Genomic DNA, 12,812 nt, shown 5'->3' with positions numbered 1-12,812 from the left:
CGTCTCACCGACCGGTCGTTCGGCTCGGTGTTCGGCGTCGATATCCCGGCGACGGTGCGGCCGGAGGAAAGTGAGAACGGGAGTCGGAACGCGGTACGGACCTGTCGAAAACGTGTGTCTCGACGTCAGTACTCCTCGTACGCGAGGTTCATCATCCACTGCGAGAAGGCGTCGGCCTGCGGGTCGACCTCCTCCTCGCCGATGAACGGCGAGAGCATGTCGTCGGCCATGAGCAGCGAGAAGTCCAGGTCGCGCGGCGCGGGCTCTAGGTAGTAGGTGTTGTGGCCGTCGTAGACGGTGTCCACACGCTGGATGAGTCCCGACTCCTCCAACGCCTCGGCGATGCGGCTCCCCTTCCGCGACGAGACGTCGAGTTCCTTCCAGAAGTCGCTCTGGTGGATGCCGCCGGTCTCGCGGATGAGTTCGAGGCCGGCCCGCTCGTCCGCCGACAGGTCGGACTCGATTTCGGACACGCTCATACTCTCTCACGCCTCCCGAATCGCTTAAAACTGGCTTTCCGGTCGCACGTCTCGCGCCGCGCGGCCGTCGTCTTACCGGCGAGTGAACGCGAACTCTCCGCGAGCCGGATCGACCGTCACGACCCCGACGCCGCGGAAGCCGAGGTTGAGCAGGTGCGGTCGACCGTCTGCCGCCTCGCCGGCGTCGTATCCGAACTCGTGCGAGTGGCCGCTGAACGCGGCGAACACGTCGTGGTCCCGAACCGCGAGGGCGAGCGCGATCGACCCGGTGTGGAGGTGCTCCCGGTCCGTCTCGCGCTCACCGACCGCGTGGTGGCGGTCGAACGACGCGCCGAACGGCGGTTGGTGGGTCGCGAGCAGCGCGTCGGAGCGACCGCGCAGGCGCTCCGACAGCCGCTCGTACGTCGCCTCGATCGCTTCGACGCCCCGGTGGAACGCGGCCGCCTCGTCGTCCGCGATCCCCAGCGACGCCGCGGCCTCCCGGACGGACGCGGACCCGCTGACGACGCGGTGACACGCGTCGAGCAGGTCCTCGGCGATCCGGTCGGCTTCGTAGCGGCGGTCCTCGCGGGGGACCGACCGGGGGTCGAGCGCGTCGAACTCGGTCTGCGGAAGCGGCGGGGTGAGCGACCGGCGCTCGCAGCCCCAGCCGACGACGGCGAGGTCCCCGAGCGTCCGGGCGCTCAGGTGTTCCGCGGTGGCGCCGTCGACGGGGTCGACCACCCCCTCCGGCATCGGGGCGGGGTCGTGGTTCCCCGGCACGTAGACGACCGGAACGTCCGGGGCGAGCCGCTCGACGAACCGACGCGCCAGGTCGGCGTCGTCGTCGCCCGCGCGGTGCGTGAGGTCGCCGACGACCAGGGCGGCGTCGACGTCCTCGGGCGGCGACACCGCGTCGAGGTCGTAGTCGCCGGCCGCGGGCTTCAGGTGGAGGTCGCCGCAGACGAGGAGCCGCATCGTCTCGGCGTTCGCGTCCGGAGTCAAAACGTCCCGGGAGGCACGGTACCGCGGCGCACGGCGGACCGACCGGGACGCGACCGCGTCCGACCCGTTAGGTCCCGCCGTCCGCGAAGTCGGCGGGGAGCCGCACCGGTTCCGCGGGCGTCTCGCAGGGGGGGCCGTCGGCGTACGCCATCTCGGGGGCCGAGCCGGTCCGGATCCGGGTGAACGACCGGGTTCCGAAGGCGTCGCCGTGGAGGCAGGCGCCGTACTCGTGGTCCGCGAGGACGCCGCTCGCGCGGTCGAGCCACGACGACCCCGACTCGCCCGGTTCCGGGACGAGCGCGGCCGCGACCCGCCTGGCGCTGTCGGCGCGCTCCTCGCCGAACTCCCGTCGCCGCCGGGGGACCGCGAACCGCTCCGCCCCGTTGACCACGCCGCCGACGTTGCCGACGACGTGGACGCCCGGGTCGAGTCGGGTCACGGCGAGGCCGCCGTCGTACGCCAGGAGGAACGCCGCTCGACCGTCGGCCAGCACGAGGTTGAAGCCGTCGTACGCGCGCTCGTCGAGCTCGTTCTCGACCGTTCGGACCGCGTCCTCCGCGTCGGCGGCCGTCAGGCAGTCGCGGACGAGCAGCCCCCGCGAGCGCTCGCCCTCGCGGTCGGCGTCGAGCCACCGGTTCGTGACGGCGACGACGAGTCCGCTCTCGGAGACGCCGATCCACGTGCCGCCGGCCTCCGCGTCGCGCGGAGCGACGTATCGGACTCCGTCGCCGTCGGCCGTTCGGAGCGCCGGCGGTTCGCTCGGGCGGTCGAGCGCCTCGTCGCGGGTGGCCGCGAGCGCGACGGGGGCGTCGCCGAACGCCCGCCACGCGAGGGTCAGGGTACACACGCCCGAAGACACGCCCGAGCGACTGAAAACTCCACGGGGGATCCGCCGCACGTGTTTACTCGTAATAAAAGAAATCTTTTGGTGACTGGCCGCTTTGGTCCAGACATGAACGCGATTGCCGTCTACGAGGGAGCCGACGAACCGGTCGTGACAGCGAAGCCGCGACCGGAGCCCGCGCCCGGCGAGGCGCTGGTTCGGACCCTGCGGGTCGGCGTGGACGGGACCGACCACGAGGTCATCGCCGGCGGCCACGGCGGCGCGCCCGCGGGCGAGGACCACCTCGTGCTCGGCCACGAGGCCGTCGGCGTGGTCGAGGACCCGAACGACACGCCGTTCGAGGCCGGCGACGTCGTCGTCCCGACGGTTCGACGGCCGCCGAACGGCGCCAACGAGTACTTCGCGCGCGGCGAGCCGGACATGGCGCCGGACGGCGAGTACCACGAGCGCGGCATCGTCGGCGCGCACGGGTTCATGGCGGAGTACTTCACCAGCCCGGCGGAGTTCCTCGTCGAGATCCCGCCGGCGCTCGCGGAGTGGGGGTTCCTCGTCGAGCCGATCTCGATCGCGGAGAAGGCGATCGAGCACGCGTACGCCAGCCGGTCGGCGTTCAGCTGGGAGCCCGAGTCGGCGCTCGTGTTGGGGAACGGGTCGCTCGGCCTCCTGACGGTCGCGACCCTCGACGAGGAGTTCGACCGGATCTACTGTCTCGGACGGCGCGACCGCCCCGACCCGACGATCGACATCATCGAGTCGCTGGGGGCGACGTACGTGAACTCGAACAGGACCTCGGTCCCCGAGGTCCCCGAGGCGTACGAGCCGATGGACTTCGTCTTCGAGGCGACCGGCTACGCGCCCCACGCCTTCGAGACGATCGAGGCGCTCGCGCCAAACGGCGTCGGCGCGCTCCTCGGCGTCCCCGGCGACTGGGAGTTCGAGATCGACGGCGGCCGGCTCCACCGCGAGTTCGTCCTCCACAACAAGGCGCTCGTCGGCAGCGTCAACTCCGGCTACGGCCACTTCGAGTCGGCGGTCGAGTCGCTTGCGGGGCTCTCAGAGGCGTTCTTGGGCGATCTCGTGACCGGCGTCCACGGCCTCGACGAGTTCGAGGCCGCGTTCGCGGATGACGACACGACTATTAAAACGGCGGTCGAATTTGCCGCGTATGAAGAACGTTGACGACCTCATCGACAGCGCGGCCGAGCTCGCGGAACACGGCCTCTCGAAGGGCGAAATCGCCGACGAACTGAACGTCTCCCGCGAGACGGCGAGCTGGCTGGTCGAGCGCGGCGGCGGCTCGGACGCCGTCGAGGCGGGCGACGGGGCGACCGCGTCCGCCGACATCCACGTCGACTGGTCGGCGCTCGGCCGCGACTCGACCCGTCTCGGCTACGCGGCGAGCGCGATGGCGGACCTCTTGGCCAAGCAGGGCGAGGAGGTCGATCTCACCGTCGGTATCGAGAAGGCGGGCGCGCCGCTCGCGACCGCGGTCGCGGACCGGCTCGACACCGATCTCGGCACGTACGCGCCCGCGAAACACCAGTGGGACGAGGGGGATATCGACGAACAGGGCGGCGGCTTCTCGCGGAACTTCGCCGCCATCCGGAACCGCGACTGCTACGTCGTCGACGACATCATCACGTCGGGGACGACGATGCGGGAGTCGATCGACGCGATCCGCGAACAGGGCGGCGAGCCGGCCGCGTGCGTGGTGTTGGTCGACAAGCGGGGATACGACGAGATCGACGGCGTGCCGGTGTACTCGCTCGTCGACGTCGTCCGCGTCGACCGCGAGGAGTAGGCGGCGCGCCGCCCGCGCGCCCGACGGTCGGTCGTCTCGCCGCCCGTCGGCGTGCGGAACCCATTTGCCTCGCCGCCGCGTACCCGACGCCATGACGTTCAGTCCCGAGACCGACGCCGACTCCGAGGAGATCGACGAGCGCGTCGAGACGACGATCGCCGACAACGACGTGGTGCTGTTCATGAAGGGCAACCGCCTGATGCCGCAGTGCGGCTACTCGAAGCGCGCGGTCGAACTGATCTCCCAGCACGTCGAGGAGTTCGAGACGGTCGACGTGCTGCCTGCGTTGCCGCAGTACCGCGAGGCGCTCGAATCGCGCAGCGGTTGGGAGACGATCCCGCAGACGTTCGTCGACGGCGAGTTCGTCGGCGGTAGCGACGTGCTCACCGAACTCGAAGAGCGCGGCGAGCTCGCGGCCGAGCTCGGCGCCGAGTGAGGCGTCGATCTAGACACTTCGAAGGGCAGTCCATATAAACCCACGGTGCGTAGAACGGGTAGACGCAGCGGCCGCCGCTGCCGCCGCGACCACCGGTTCGACCCCACCGCATTCCACAAACAATGACAGGCCGCGTGTTCCGACTTCATTCGACGCTCGAACTGCCACTCGAAGACGTAGAGACGTACTTCGACGAAGATCCCGATCTGCCGCCGGAGATCGACGACATCGACATCACGCGTCGAAACAACACACTCATCATCAAGGCCCTGTCCGACGACGAGTCGATCAGCAAGTACACCCCCACCGCCCAGCTGAAGGCGTCGGTCACCGAGACCCGCGTCTGGGAGGAGGAACCGCCCCGCGCCGGCGGCCCCCAGTGGATGGACGACGAGGAGGAGGAGATCCCGTCCGAGCTCGTCGAGTTCGCCTGCTTCAAGGGCGACCGCGAGACCGTCCTCCAGAACTCCGCGCTCCAGTACCCGATGTTCCGGGTGCTTCGGAAGATCGCGACGCTCTCCGAGAAGGGGACGCTGACCGCGATCACCGAGGAGGACGGCGAGCTCGAGGCGACGCGGATCGTCGAGGGCGAGCCCCGCCCCGCCAGCATCGAGGTCGTCGAGAGCCCGCAGGGCGCCGGCGAGGGCGGCGGCGGCGTCAACTGGCGCGACAACGAGTTCATCTCGGACTGAGACGGCGGGACTCCCCCAGCACCGCGGTGGGCGCCTCGACCGCCCGACCGCCGACGCTTTATCCGCGCGACTCTCTCCCCCTGTCATGGGCAACTGGGTGAGCCTCTTCTCCGGCGGCAAGGACTCCTCGTGGGCGCTGTACCGCGCGTTGGAGGAGGGCCTCGACGTCTCGCGGCTGTTGACCGTCCACCCCGCCGGCGACTCGTACATGTACCACACGCCGGCGACGGAGCTCGCCTCGCTCGCGGCCGAAAGCGTCGGGATCGACCCCGTGGAGGTGTCGCCCGACGACTTCGGCGCGGACGACGTCGACGACGCGGGCGCACAGGGGGACGCCGAGTTGGAGCCGATGGAGGCGGCGCTCCGCGATATCGCCGCCGCGGACGCCGTCGACCTCGCGGGCGTCACCGCGGGGGCGGTCGAGAGCGAGTTCCAGACGAACCGGATCCGGGCGATGTGCGACCGCCTCGGGATCGACCTGTTCGCGCCGCTCTGGCAGCGGGACCCGGTCGAACTGGCGGAAGCGATGTTCGACGCCGGCTTCGAGATCCGAATCGTTCAGGTGGCGGCCTACGGGCTCGACGAGTCCTGGCTCGGGCGGCGCTTCGACGCGGCCGCGCTCGACGACCTGCTCGCGCTCCGCGAGGAGTACGGGGTCCACCCGCTGGGCGAGGGCGGCGAGTTCGAGACGTACGTCGTGGACGGCCCGCACATGGACCGCCGCATCGACCTGACGTACGACGCGGTGTGGGAGGGGGACCGCGGGCACGTCGAGATCCGGGACGCGCGGCTGGAGTAGGTGGGGTCGTTTCTCGGGGCCGACTCCGCTCGCTACGGCCAGCTCCCGGCCTGGTCGTAGGCGTCCACGATCCGACCGATACCGACGACGTACGCCGCGGTGCGGAGGGTGTGGACCCCGTTCGACTCGTAGGTGTCGACGAGCGTGTCGAACGCGTCCGTGATCACGCGTTCGAGCTCCTCGTTGACGCGCTCCTCGGTCCAACTGAACCGCTGTCGGTTCTGAACCCACTCGAAGTAGGAGACGGTGACGCCGCCGGCGTTCGCGAGGATGTCGGGGACGACGTACGCGTCGCGGTCGGCCAGTACGTCGTCGGCGTCGGGGGTGAGCGGCCCGTTTGCCGCCTCGACGATCAGGTCGGCGCGCACGTCCCTCGCGAGGTCGCCGTCGACCGCGTTCTCCAGCGCCGCCGGAACGAGGCAGTCGACGTCGAGCGTGAGCAGCTCGTCGTTGGTGATCCGCTCCGTTCCGGGGTACTCGACCACCGAGCCGGTCTCGGCCTTGTGCGCCTTCACCTCTCGGGGGTCGAACCCGTCGGGGTCGTGGATTCCGCCGGAGGAGTCGGAGACCGCGACCACGTCGGCGCCGAGGTCGTCGAGCAGCGCGGCGGCGATCGACCCGGCGTTGCCGTATCCCTGAACGGCGACCGTCGCGCCCGCGAGGTCGCGGTCGAGCCAGTCGAACGCCTCGCGGGCCGACAGCGCGACCGAGCGCCCGGTCGCCTCGACCCGGCCCTCGCTGCCGCCGGAGTCGAGCGCCTTCCCCGTGATGACGCCGGGCGCCGTGGTGTTCTCTAAGGTCTCGTAGGTGTCTTTGATCCAGTTCATCTCCCGCTGGCCGGTGTTGACGTCCGGCGCGGGGATGTCGCGGTCCTCGCCGATCAGCGGGCGCAGTTCGGTCGCGAACGCGCGCGTGAGCCGCTCCAGTTCGCGCTCGGAGTAGTCGGCCGGGTCGATCGCGATGCCGCCCTTGCCGCCCCCGTACGGGACGTCGACGACGGCGCACTTGTACGCCATCCACCCGGACAGCGCCTTCACCTCGTCGCGGGTCACGCCCGGGTGATAGCGGATCCCGCCCTTGTACGGGCCGCGGTCGCCGTTGAACTGCGACCGATACGCGCGCACGGTCTCCAGCGAGCCGTCGTCGCGCTCGAAGGTCAGGTTCGTCTCAAGCACTCGTTCCGGGTTCTTCAGCCGCTCGATGACGCCCGGGTCGGCGTCGACGACCGCCGCGGCGTCGTCGACCTGTTCCCGCAGACTCTCGAACGGGTTCGCCTCCGAAGACATACTCTCACGTGCTGGGGGCCGGAGGTTAATTGTGACGGACGACCCGGAGAGTTCCGCGTCGGGCGCCGACGCTATCGGTCGGCGTCGGGCGCCCGGTCGAGGATCCGCTCCGCCTGCGCGATCAGCGGCGCGTCGATCATCTCGCCGTCGACTTGGAAGACGGCCCGGCCCTCCCGCTCCGCCTCGTCGCGCGCGTCGAGGACGGCTTCGGCCCACTCGACGTCCGCCGGATCCGGCGTGAACGCCTCGGTGATCGGCTCCACCTGCGCCGGGTGGATCGCGAGCTTGCCGTCGTAGCCGAGCCGCCGCGCGAACGCCGCGTCCTCGCGGAGCCCCGCCTCGTCCGAGAAGTCCGTGTACACCGTGTCGATGGCGTCGATCCCGGCCGCGCTCGCGGCGACGACGACGTGCTCTCGGGCGTACAGCACCTCGATCCCCTCGTCGGTCCGGGTCGCGCCCACGTCGGCCGCGAGGTCCTCGGCGCCGAAGACGAGCGCGTCGGTCGCGTCCGCGGCCGCGATCGACTGCGCCGAGAGGACGCCCGCAGCGGTCTCGACGAGCGCGAACACGGCCGGGTCGCGCCCGCGTTCGGCACACAGCGCGGCGACGCTTTCGACGCGGTCGGCGGTCTCGACCTTCGGGAGCATCACGGCGTCGAGGCGGACCTCGTCGGTTCCCTCCTTCGGCCGGTCCCCGTCCTCGCCGCCTCCCCCCAACACGCCGTCGAGGTCGGCCGCCGGCGACTCGGCGGTCAGCCGGACGCACACCTCCGCGTCCGGGTCGAAATCGGGGTCCGCGAGGACCTCGCCGACCGCCGCCCTCGCCTCGTCCTTCCGGCCGGGCGCGACGGCGTCCTCGAGGTCGAAACAGATCACGTCGGCGCCGGCTCCGGGTGCCTTCCGCATGAGCCCGGGGCTGTCGCCGGGCGAGAACAGCAGGCTTCGGCGTGGCATGTGCGGGGATGCGCGGGCGGGCGGCTAAAGTCCGCCGGCCGCGCCGAGAGCGGTACCGATTTCACGCCGCCGGCCGAGCGAGGCGGCATGCCCGGACTGTACTACGAGGAGTTCGAAGTCGGCGAGAGGATCGACCACGCGAAGCGACGAACGATAAGCGAGGCGGACAACCAGCGCTTCTGCGACATGACGATGAACCAGCAGCCGCTCCACCTCGACGCCGACTTCGCCGGCGGGACGGAGTTCGGCGAGCGACTGGTGAACGGGCTGTACACGATGTCGCTCGCGGTCGGGATCTCGATCCCGGAGACGACCGACGGCACCATCGTCGCGAACCTCTCGTACGACGACGTCGAACACCCGAACCCGGTGTTCCACGGGGACACGATCCGAGCGCGCTCGACCGTCACCGACAAGCGGGAGACGAGCGACGGCGAACGCGGCGTCGTCACCATGCGCGTGGAGGCGTTCAGGCTCGTCGACGGCGACGACGACGTCCTCGTCTGCGAGTTCGAGCGAACGGTGCTCTCCGAGAAGCGGCCGGACGGTGACGGGAACGCCGACGCGACATCGTAGCTATCGCTTCCGTCAGTCGTCCTCCTCGGCCAACAGCAGCCCGAGGTAGGAGGTTCGGACCTGGTCGGCGGCGTCGAGGCCGAGCCGGTCGAGCGCCTCGACCGCCGCCTCGCGCGTCGCGTCGACCTCGCCTTCCGCCTCGACTTCCCGCTCGATCTCGACGTACTCGTCGAGCCCGGCGACCGCGTCGAGCGTCACCGTGAAGCCGTCGTACGACCAGAGCTCGCGGCGCTTCTCGACGGTCGCGGCCGGTTCGAAGCCGAGCCCGGAGAGGACCGCCGCGAGCGCCTCGCCGTCGTCGACGCCCGTCTCGTGTTCGGCGCGCGTCTTCGAGGCCTCCTCGAGGAGCGGTCCCTTGTAGGTGACCGTCGCCGCCGCGTCGGGCTCGCCCTCCGACGACCTCTCGCCGTCCGCCAACGGCGTCTCGCGCCGGATCCGGAGCGCCTCGTCGGTCGCAGCGAACTCACGGTGAGGGGCGTCGTAGTAGGTGTCTCGCTGTCGCCGGGCGTCGACGCGCTCGGCGCCGACCTCGCGGAGCCGCTCCCGCGTCGCGTCCAGGCCGGCCGGAACTTTGATCTCGACCTCGTACATGCCCGGAGATGCGGACGGGGCGTTCATAAGGAACGCGGGAGGGCGCGCCCCGGGTGACGAACCGGCGGACAGCGCGCCGACGCGTCAGCGGCCGAACTGCCGCCGTCCCCCGCTCGTCGGGTGGCATCGGGCCGAACCGTGCTTCTTAAGGGTGTAACAGGAGACCTTCAGGTATGAGCGATCAGGAGCAAGCGGACGCGGCCGACGAGGCCGAAGGGACCGAGACCGACGCCGAGGGCCTCGAGAGCCGAGCGGACACCGACGCCGACGGACTCGAGGACGGCGACTTCGTCCGCGTCGCGTACACGATCCGGACGGCCGACGACGGCCGCGTCATCGACACGACCGACGAGGAGACGGCCGAAGACGCCGAAATCGACGTCGACGAGTACGACTTCGAGCCGCGGATCATCGCGCTCGGCGCCGGCCACGTGTTCTCCTCCGTCGAGGAGGCGTTCCTCGGCGCGTCCGTCGGCGATGAGGGAACGGTCGACGTGCCCGCCGAGGACGCCTTCGGCGCGTACGACCCCGACGAGGTCGAAACGGTCAAGGCCGACAAGATCCCCGAAGAGGACCGCTACCCCGGCGCGCAGATCCAGATCGACAACCGCCAGGGCCACCTCGAGACGATCATCGGCGGCCGCGCCCGGGTCGACTTCAACCACCCGCTGGCCGGCGAGGACCTCGAGTACGAGTACGAGATCTTGGCCCGGATCGACGACCGCGAGGAGCAGGCCGCCGGTATGCTCGGGATGTACCTTCAGGAGGCGCCCGAGGTCCGCATCGAGACGGTCACCGAAGAGGAGGAGACCGTCACCGAGGACGACGACGGCGAAGAGACCGTCGAGACCGAGGCGGTCGAGAAGGACGTCCTCTACGTCACCGCGACCCAGGCGATGCAGATGAACCAGCAGTGGATGTTCCAGAAACAGCAGATCGCACAGGACCTCATGGACCGCCTCGACCTCGACCGCGTGGTCATCGAGGAGGTCATCGAGGGCGGCGGTATGGGCGGTCTCGGCGGTATGATGGGCGGCATGGGCGCCGGCGACGTCGACATCGAGGAGGCCCTCGAAGACGTCGACGTCGACGCCGACGAGATCGTCGACGAGATCGACGAAGAGTAGCCGACGCCGCTTTTACCGGCCCGCGGTTCGACCGTTTTTCGCTCCGCCGAGCGACCGCTCCGGCCGCCGAACGAATCGCTTTTGCCCGCCGGCGCGTCCACACCGAGTATGGAGATCGAACGGGCACGCGAGGACGCGCTCGTCGCCGGAGTCGCCGGCGTGACGACGATTGCGATCGCGCTGCTGTCGAGTTTCACCGGCGTCGTCTCGGTCGCGACGCTCCCGACGCTGGCGCCGCTCGCCGTGTACGCGGTATACCTCTTCTCGCGGAAAGGCGGGCCGTACGGGACCGTCGACACCGCGCGGAACTGGGCGGTCGCGGCGGCCGGCGTCGGCGCGCTCGTCCTGCTCGCGTCGGCCGCGCTGTGAGGCACGGGACCGAAGGACGGCCGAGTCAGGCGATATCGCGGCTCGTGTCGACGGCGACCTCGTCCGTGAGCTTCAGCTTCAGGGGCTCTTCGAGGGCGGCGCCCCCCCGGAACTTGGGGACGATGAGCCGGTTCGCGATCTCGGTACCGGTGACGGTGGTCCGGAGGTCGAACACGACGTCCGCGACCTGCTCCGTCACCCGCCTCGTTCGCGGGTCCTCGCCGCCGCGGAGCGCGTGGAGCAGCGCGAGGCCGCCGGCGTCGTCGACGCGGTCTCGTATCCCGTCGAGGAACTCGGCGTACGACGACGGGGACGCGCGCCCCTCTAACGGCTCCACGGAGTCGACGATCAGCGTCCCGCTCTCGGGGAGATCGCCGGTCAACGACAGCGTCTCGTCGAGGTCGCCGCCGTCGTCCGCGGCCTCGACGGTCGTCTCCTCGTCTCCGTCGAAGCTGAGCGCCGCCTCCACCGCACCGGGTGACCGGACGGTCGTCAGGTAGCGGCACCGGCGGGCTCGAGCGAACCGGTTCAAGATGAGTTCGGACTGGCTGTCGGGGTCCGCTTTCAGCACGACGACGCTACCGCTCGGGAGTCCGCCGCCGAACTGTCGGTCCAGTACCGAGATTCCAGTCGGAAGCGTCCCCATACGATCGCTGCCGGCCGTGGAGGCTTGGGTCTGTCGGTGGTCGACCCGCCGGCCGCTCGCGGCCCCGCGGTCCGTCGTTCCGGAGTCGCCCGCGTCCGCGATCCTCACGCGATCTGCCACCCCGTCGCCGCCGCGGTCTCGGTGAGCCGTCGGGCGAGGCCGTCGTAGGCGTCCCGCACTTCCCTCTCGGACAGCGGAGCGCCCCCGCCGTCCGGGATCCGCCCGAGGACGGGGCAGTCAAGCAGCGCCGCCACCCGATCCGGCACGCTCGTCTCGCCGATCACGACCGTCCCGACCGGCGGGCAGTCGAGGCGTCTCGCGATCGCCGCCGTCTTCGCGGCGTCGCGGAGCGCGGCGCGCCTGAGGGGCGTCGCGATCAGCGCGCGGTCCGCGGCTCGCAGGGGGGCGGCCACGTCCGGCGACGCGCCCGCCGGACAGTCGAGCAACACCGGCGCGCCCTCGGGTGTCACGCCGTCGAGCGCGTCGAACGTCGCGCGCGCGTCGACGGAGCGCGCGGAGTCGGGAGCCGCGAGGACCGTCGGTTCGGAGCGGTCGGGGCGGATCGGCTCCGCCTCTCGTACCGCGTCGGCGACGCTCCGCGCGCCCCGCACGTCGGCCGGGGATCCGGATTCGACCGGATCGGAGTCGGCCTCCACGGCTAGCCGCGCGAGGTTCGGTAGATCCCAGTCGGCGTCGGCCGCGACGACCGACGCGCCGCGCCGCGAGAGCGCGCGGGCGAGCCCGAGGGTGGTCGTGGTCTTTCCGCTCCCGCCCTTGCCGCCGGCGACGGCCATCACGGCGGGCGTGAGTCGGTATCCGATATAAAAAGTCGGCCGTGAACGGACGGTTAGTCCTGACAGCAGCCGCCGGCCTCACCGCCGAAGTCGACGGCGAGCGGCTCGGAGATGGCCTCGTTGACGGCCTCGAGCGTGTCCTCGAGCTCGTCTTGCGCGTCGAGGTACTCGCTCATCACCGGCATCGCGTGGAGCTCGTCTTGCGCCTCCTGGACGCGCTGAAGTCCGTCGTTCGTCGCCTGCCCGGTCTGTCGGGCCTGCATGAACTCCGCGCGCAGCTGCTCGAACTCGTCGATCCGGCTCTGGACTTCCTCGTCGCGCTGGACGGCGGCTCTCGCCTCCTCGAAGCGCTCGTACTCCGGGGTTTCGGCGATCCGTTTGCCGAGCTCTCGGCCGAGGTCCTCGATGGAGACCTGTTCGACGCTCATGTTCGCA

17 protein-coding genes are annotated in these 12,812 nt (G+C 70.8%); 8 read left to right on the top strand and 9 right to left on the bottom strand.

Features of this window, described 5'->3' with window-relative positions; translation table 11 throughout:
• Positions 1–125 precede the first annotated feature (125 nt).
• The 3 genes from EXE42_RS04400 to EXE42_RS04390 all read right to left on the bottom strand — a co-directional run bounded on the left by EXE42_RS04400 (position 126) and on the right by EXE42_RS04390 (position 2,310).
• Positions 126–479 carry a MarR family transcriptional regulator gene (locus tag EXE42_RS04400; RefSeq protein WP_092921466.1) on the bottom strand — a complete coding sequence of 118 codons (354 nt, stop codon included), beginning with the start codon at positions 477–479 and terminating at the stop codon, positions 126–128.
• Positions 480–551: 72 nt separating this feature from the next.
• Positions 552–1,436: a metallophosphoesterase gene (locus EXE42_RS04395; protein ID WP_137693754.1), complete on the bottom strand. Its 885-nt coding sequence runs from the start codon at positions 1,434–1,436 to the stop codon at positions 552–554.
• A gap of 94 nt (positions 1,437–1,530) precedes the next feature.
• A complete protein-coding gene (locus tag EXE42_RS04390; protein WP_137705970.1) occupies positions 1,531–2,310 on the bottom strand; it encodes an NRDE family protein in 780 nt (259 codons plus the stop codon).
• Between the two features lie 105 nt (positions 2,311–2,415).
• Between EXE42_RS04390 and EXE42_RS04385 the strand changes: the two genes are divergently transcribed.
• From EXE42_RS04385 to EXE42_RS04365, 5 genes are all read left to right on the top strand, one after another.
• On the top strand, positions 2,416–3,486 hold the full coding sequence (locus EXE42_RS04385) for a glucose 1-dehydrogenase (RefSeq protein WP_092921472.1): 1,071 nt from the start codon (positions 2,416–2,418) through the stop codon (positions 3,484–3,486).
• Positions 3,473–4,108, top strand: coding sequence for a transcriptional regulator GfcR (gfcR, locus tag EXE42_RS04380; protein ID WP_137693753.1), 636 nt, complete (start codon positions 3,473–3,475; stop codon positions 4,106–4,108). The genes EXE42_RS04385 and gfcR overlap by 14 nt, the downstream gene beginning before the upstream one ends.
• Positions 4,109–4,199: 91 nt before the next feature.
• Positions 4,200–4,544 carry a glutaredoxin gene (locus EXE42_RS04375; protein ID WP_092921476.1) on the top strand — a complete coding sequence of 115 codons (345 nt, stop codon included), beginning with the start codon at positions 4,200–4,202 and terminating at the stop codon, positions 4,542–4,544.
• 122 nt (positions 4,545–4,666) lie between these two features.
• Positions 4,667–5,236 carry a hypothetical protein gene (locus EXE42_RS04370; RefSeq protein ID WP_092921478.1) on the top strand — a complete coding sequence of 190 codons (570 nt, stop codon included), beginning with the start codon at positions 4,667–4,669 and terminating at the stop codon, positions 5,234–5,236.
• 85 nt (positions 5,237–5,321) lie between these two features.
• Positions 5,322–6,035, top strand: coding sequence for a diphthine--ammonia ligase (locus EXE42_RS04365; protein ID WP_137705969.1), 714 nt, complete (start codon positions 5,322–5,324; stop codon positions 6,033–6,035).
• A 32-nt stretch (positions 6,036–6,067) separates the two neighbouring features.
• Here the strand turns inward: EXE42_RS04365 and EXE42_RS04360 are convergent, their stop codons facing one another.
• Together EXE42_RS04360 and EXE42_RS04355 are read right to left on the bottom strand one after the other, a co-directional pair.
• The gene (locus tag EXE42_RS04360) at positions 6,068–7,321 is read right to left on the bottom strand and encodes a Glu/Leu/Phe/Val dehydrogenase (protein ID WP_137693751.1); all 1,254 of its coding nucleotides are present in this window, start codon (positions 7,319–7,321) and stop codon (positions 6,068–6,070) included.
• Positions 7,322–7,392: 71 nt separating this feature from the next.
• Positions 7,393–8,274: a CoA ester lyase gene (locus EXE42_RS04355; protein WP_137705968.1), complete on the bottom strand. Its 882-nt coding sequence runs from the start codon at positions 8,272–8,274 to the stop codon at positions 7,393–7,395.
• 87 nt (positions 8,275–8,361) lie between these two features.
• Here EXE42_RS04355 and EXE42_RS04350 point away from each other — a divergent pair, with 87 nt between their 5' ends.
• On the top strand, positions 8,362–8,850 hold the full coding sequence (locus EXE42_RS04350; protein ID WP_092921486.1) for a MaoC family dehydratase: 489 nt from the start codon (positions 8,362–8,364) through the stop codon (positions 8,848–8,850).
• A gap of 12 nt (positions 8,851–8,862) precedes the next feature.
• On the opposite strand, the gene cyaB is transcribed toward EXE42_RS04350, so the two are convergent.
• A complete protein-coding gene (cyaB, locus tag EXE42_RS04345) occupies positions 8,863–9,441 on the bottom strand; it encodes a class IV adenylate cyclase (RefSeq protein ID WP_092921488.1) in 579 nt (192 codons plus the stop codon).
• A gap of 173 nt (positions 9,442–9,614) precedes the next feature.
• Here cyaB and EXE42_RS04340 point away from each other — a divergent pair, with 173 nt between their 5' ends.
• Positions 9,615–10,568, top strand: a complete 954-nt coding sequence (locus tag EXE42_RS04340) for a peptidylprolyl isomerase (protein ID WP_137705967.1) — start codon at positions 9,615–9,617, stop codon at positions 10,566–10,568.
• A 108-nt stretch (positions 10,569–10,676) separates the two neighbouring features.
• Positions 10,677–10,937 (top strand): hypothetical protein, encoded by a 261-nt coding sequence (locus EXE42_RS04335; RefSeq protein WP_092921492.1) that lies wholly within the window; start codon positions 10,677–10,679, stop codon positions 10,935–10,937.
• A 25-nt stretch (positions 10,938–10,962) separates the two neighbouring features.
• Here the strand turns inward: EXE42_RS04335 and EXE42_RS04330 are convergent, their stop codons facing one another.
• The 3 genes from EXE42_RS04330 to EXE42_RS04320 form a co-directional block, all read right to left on the bottom strand.
• The gene (locus EXE42_RS04330) at positions 10,963–11,583 is read right to left on the bottom strand and encodes a transcriptional regulator (protein ID WP_137706019.1); all 621 of its coding nucleotides are present in this window, start codon (positions 11,581–11,583) and stop codon (positions 10,963–10,965) included.
• A 104-nt stretch (positions 11,584–11,687) separates the two neighbouring features.
• Positions 11,688–12,380, bottom strand: a complete 693-nt coding sequence (locus EXE42_RS04325; RefSeq protein ID WP_137705966.1) for a P-loop NTPase — start codon at positions 12,378–12,380, stop codon at positions 11,688–11,690.
• Between the two features lie 50 nt (positions 12,381–12,430).
• Positions 12,431–12,805 (bottom strand): YlbF family regulator, encoded by a 375-nt coding sequence (locus EXE42_RS04320; RefSeq protein WP_137705965.1) that lies wholly within the window; start codon positions 12,803–12,805, stop codon positions 12,431–12,433.
• Positions 12,806–12,812 lie beyond the last annotated feature (7 nt).

It is taken from the genome of Halorubrum sp. SP3, from assembly GCF_005435195.1.
Lineage (GTDB): Archaea > Halobacteriota > Halobacteria > Halobacteriales > Haloferacaceae > Halorubrum > Halorubrum sodomense.
The sequence above is the reverse complement of the archived record's forward strand: the minus strand, read 5'-3'. Positions and strand labels throughout refer to the sequence as shown.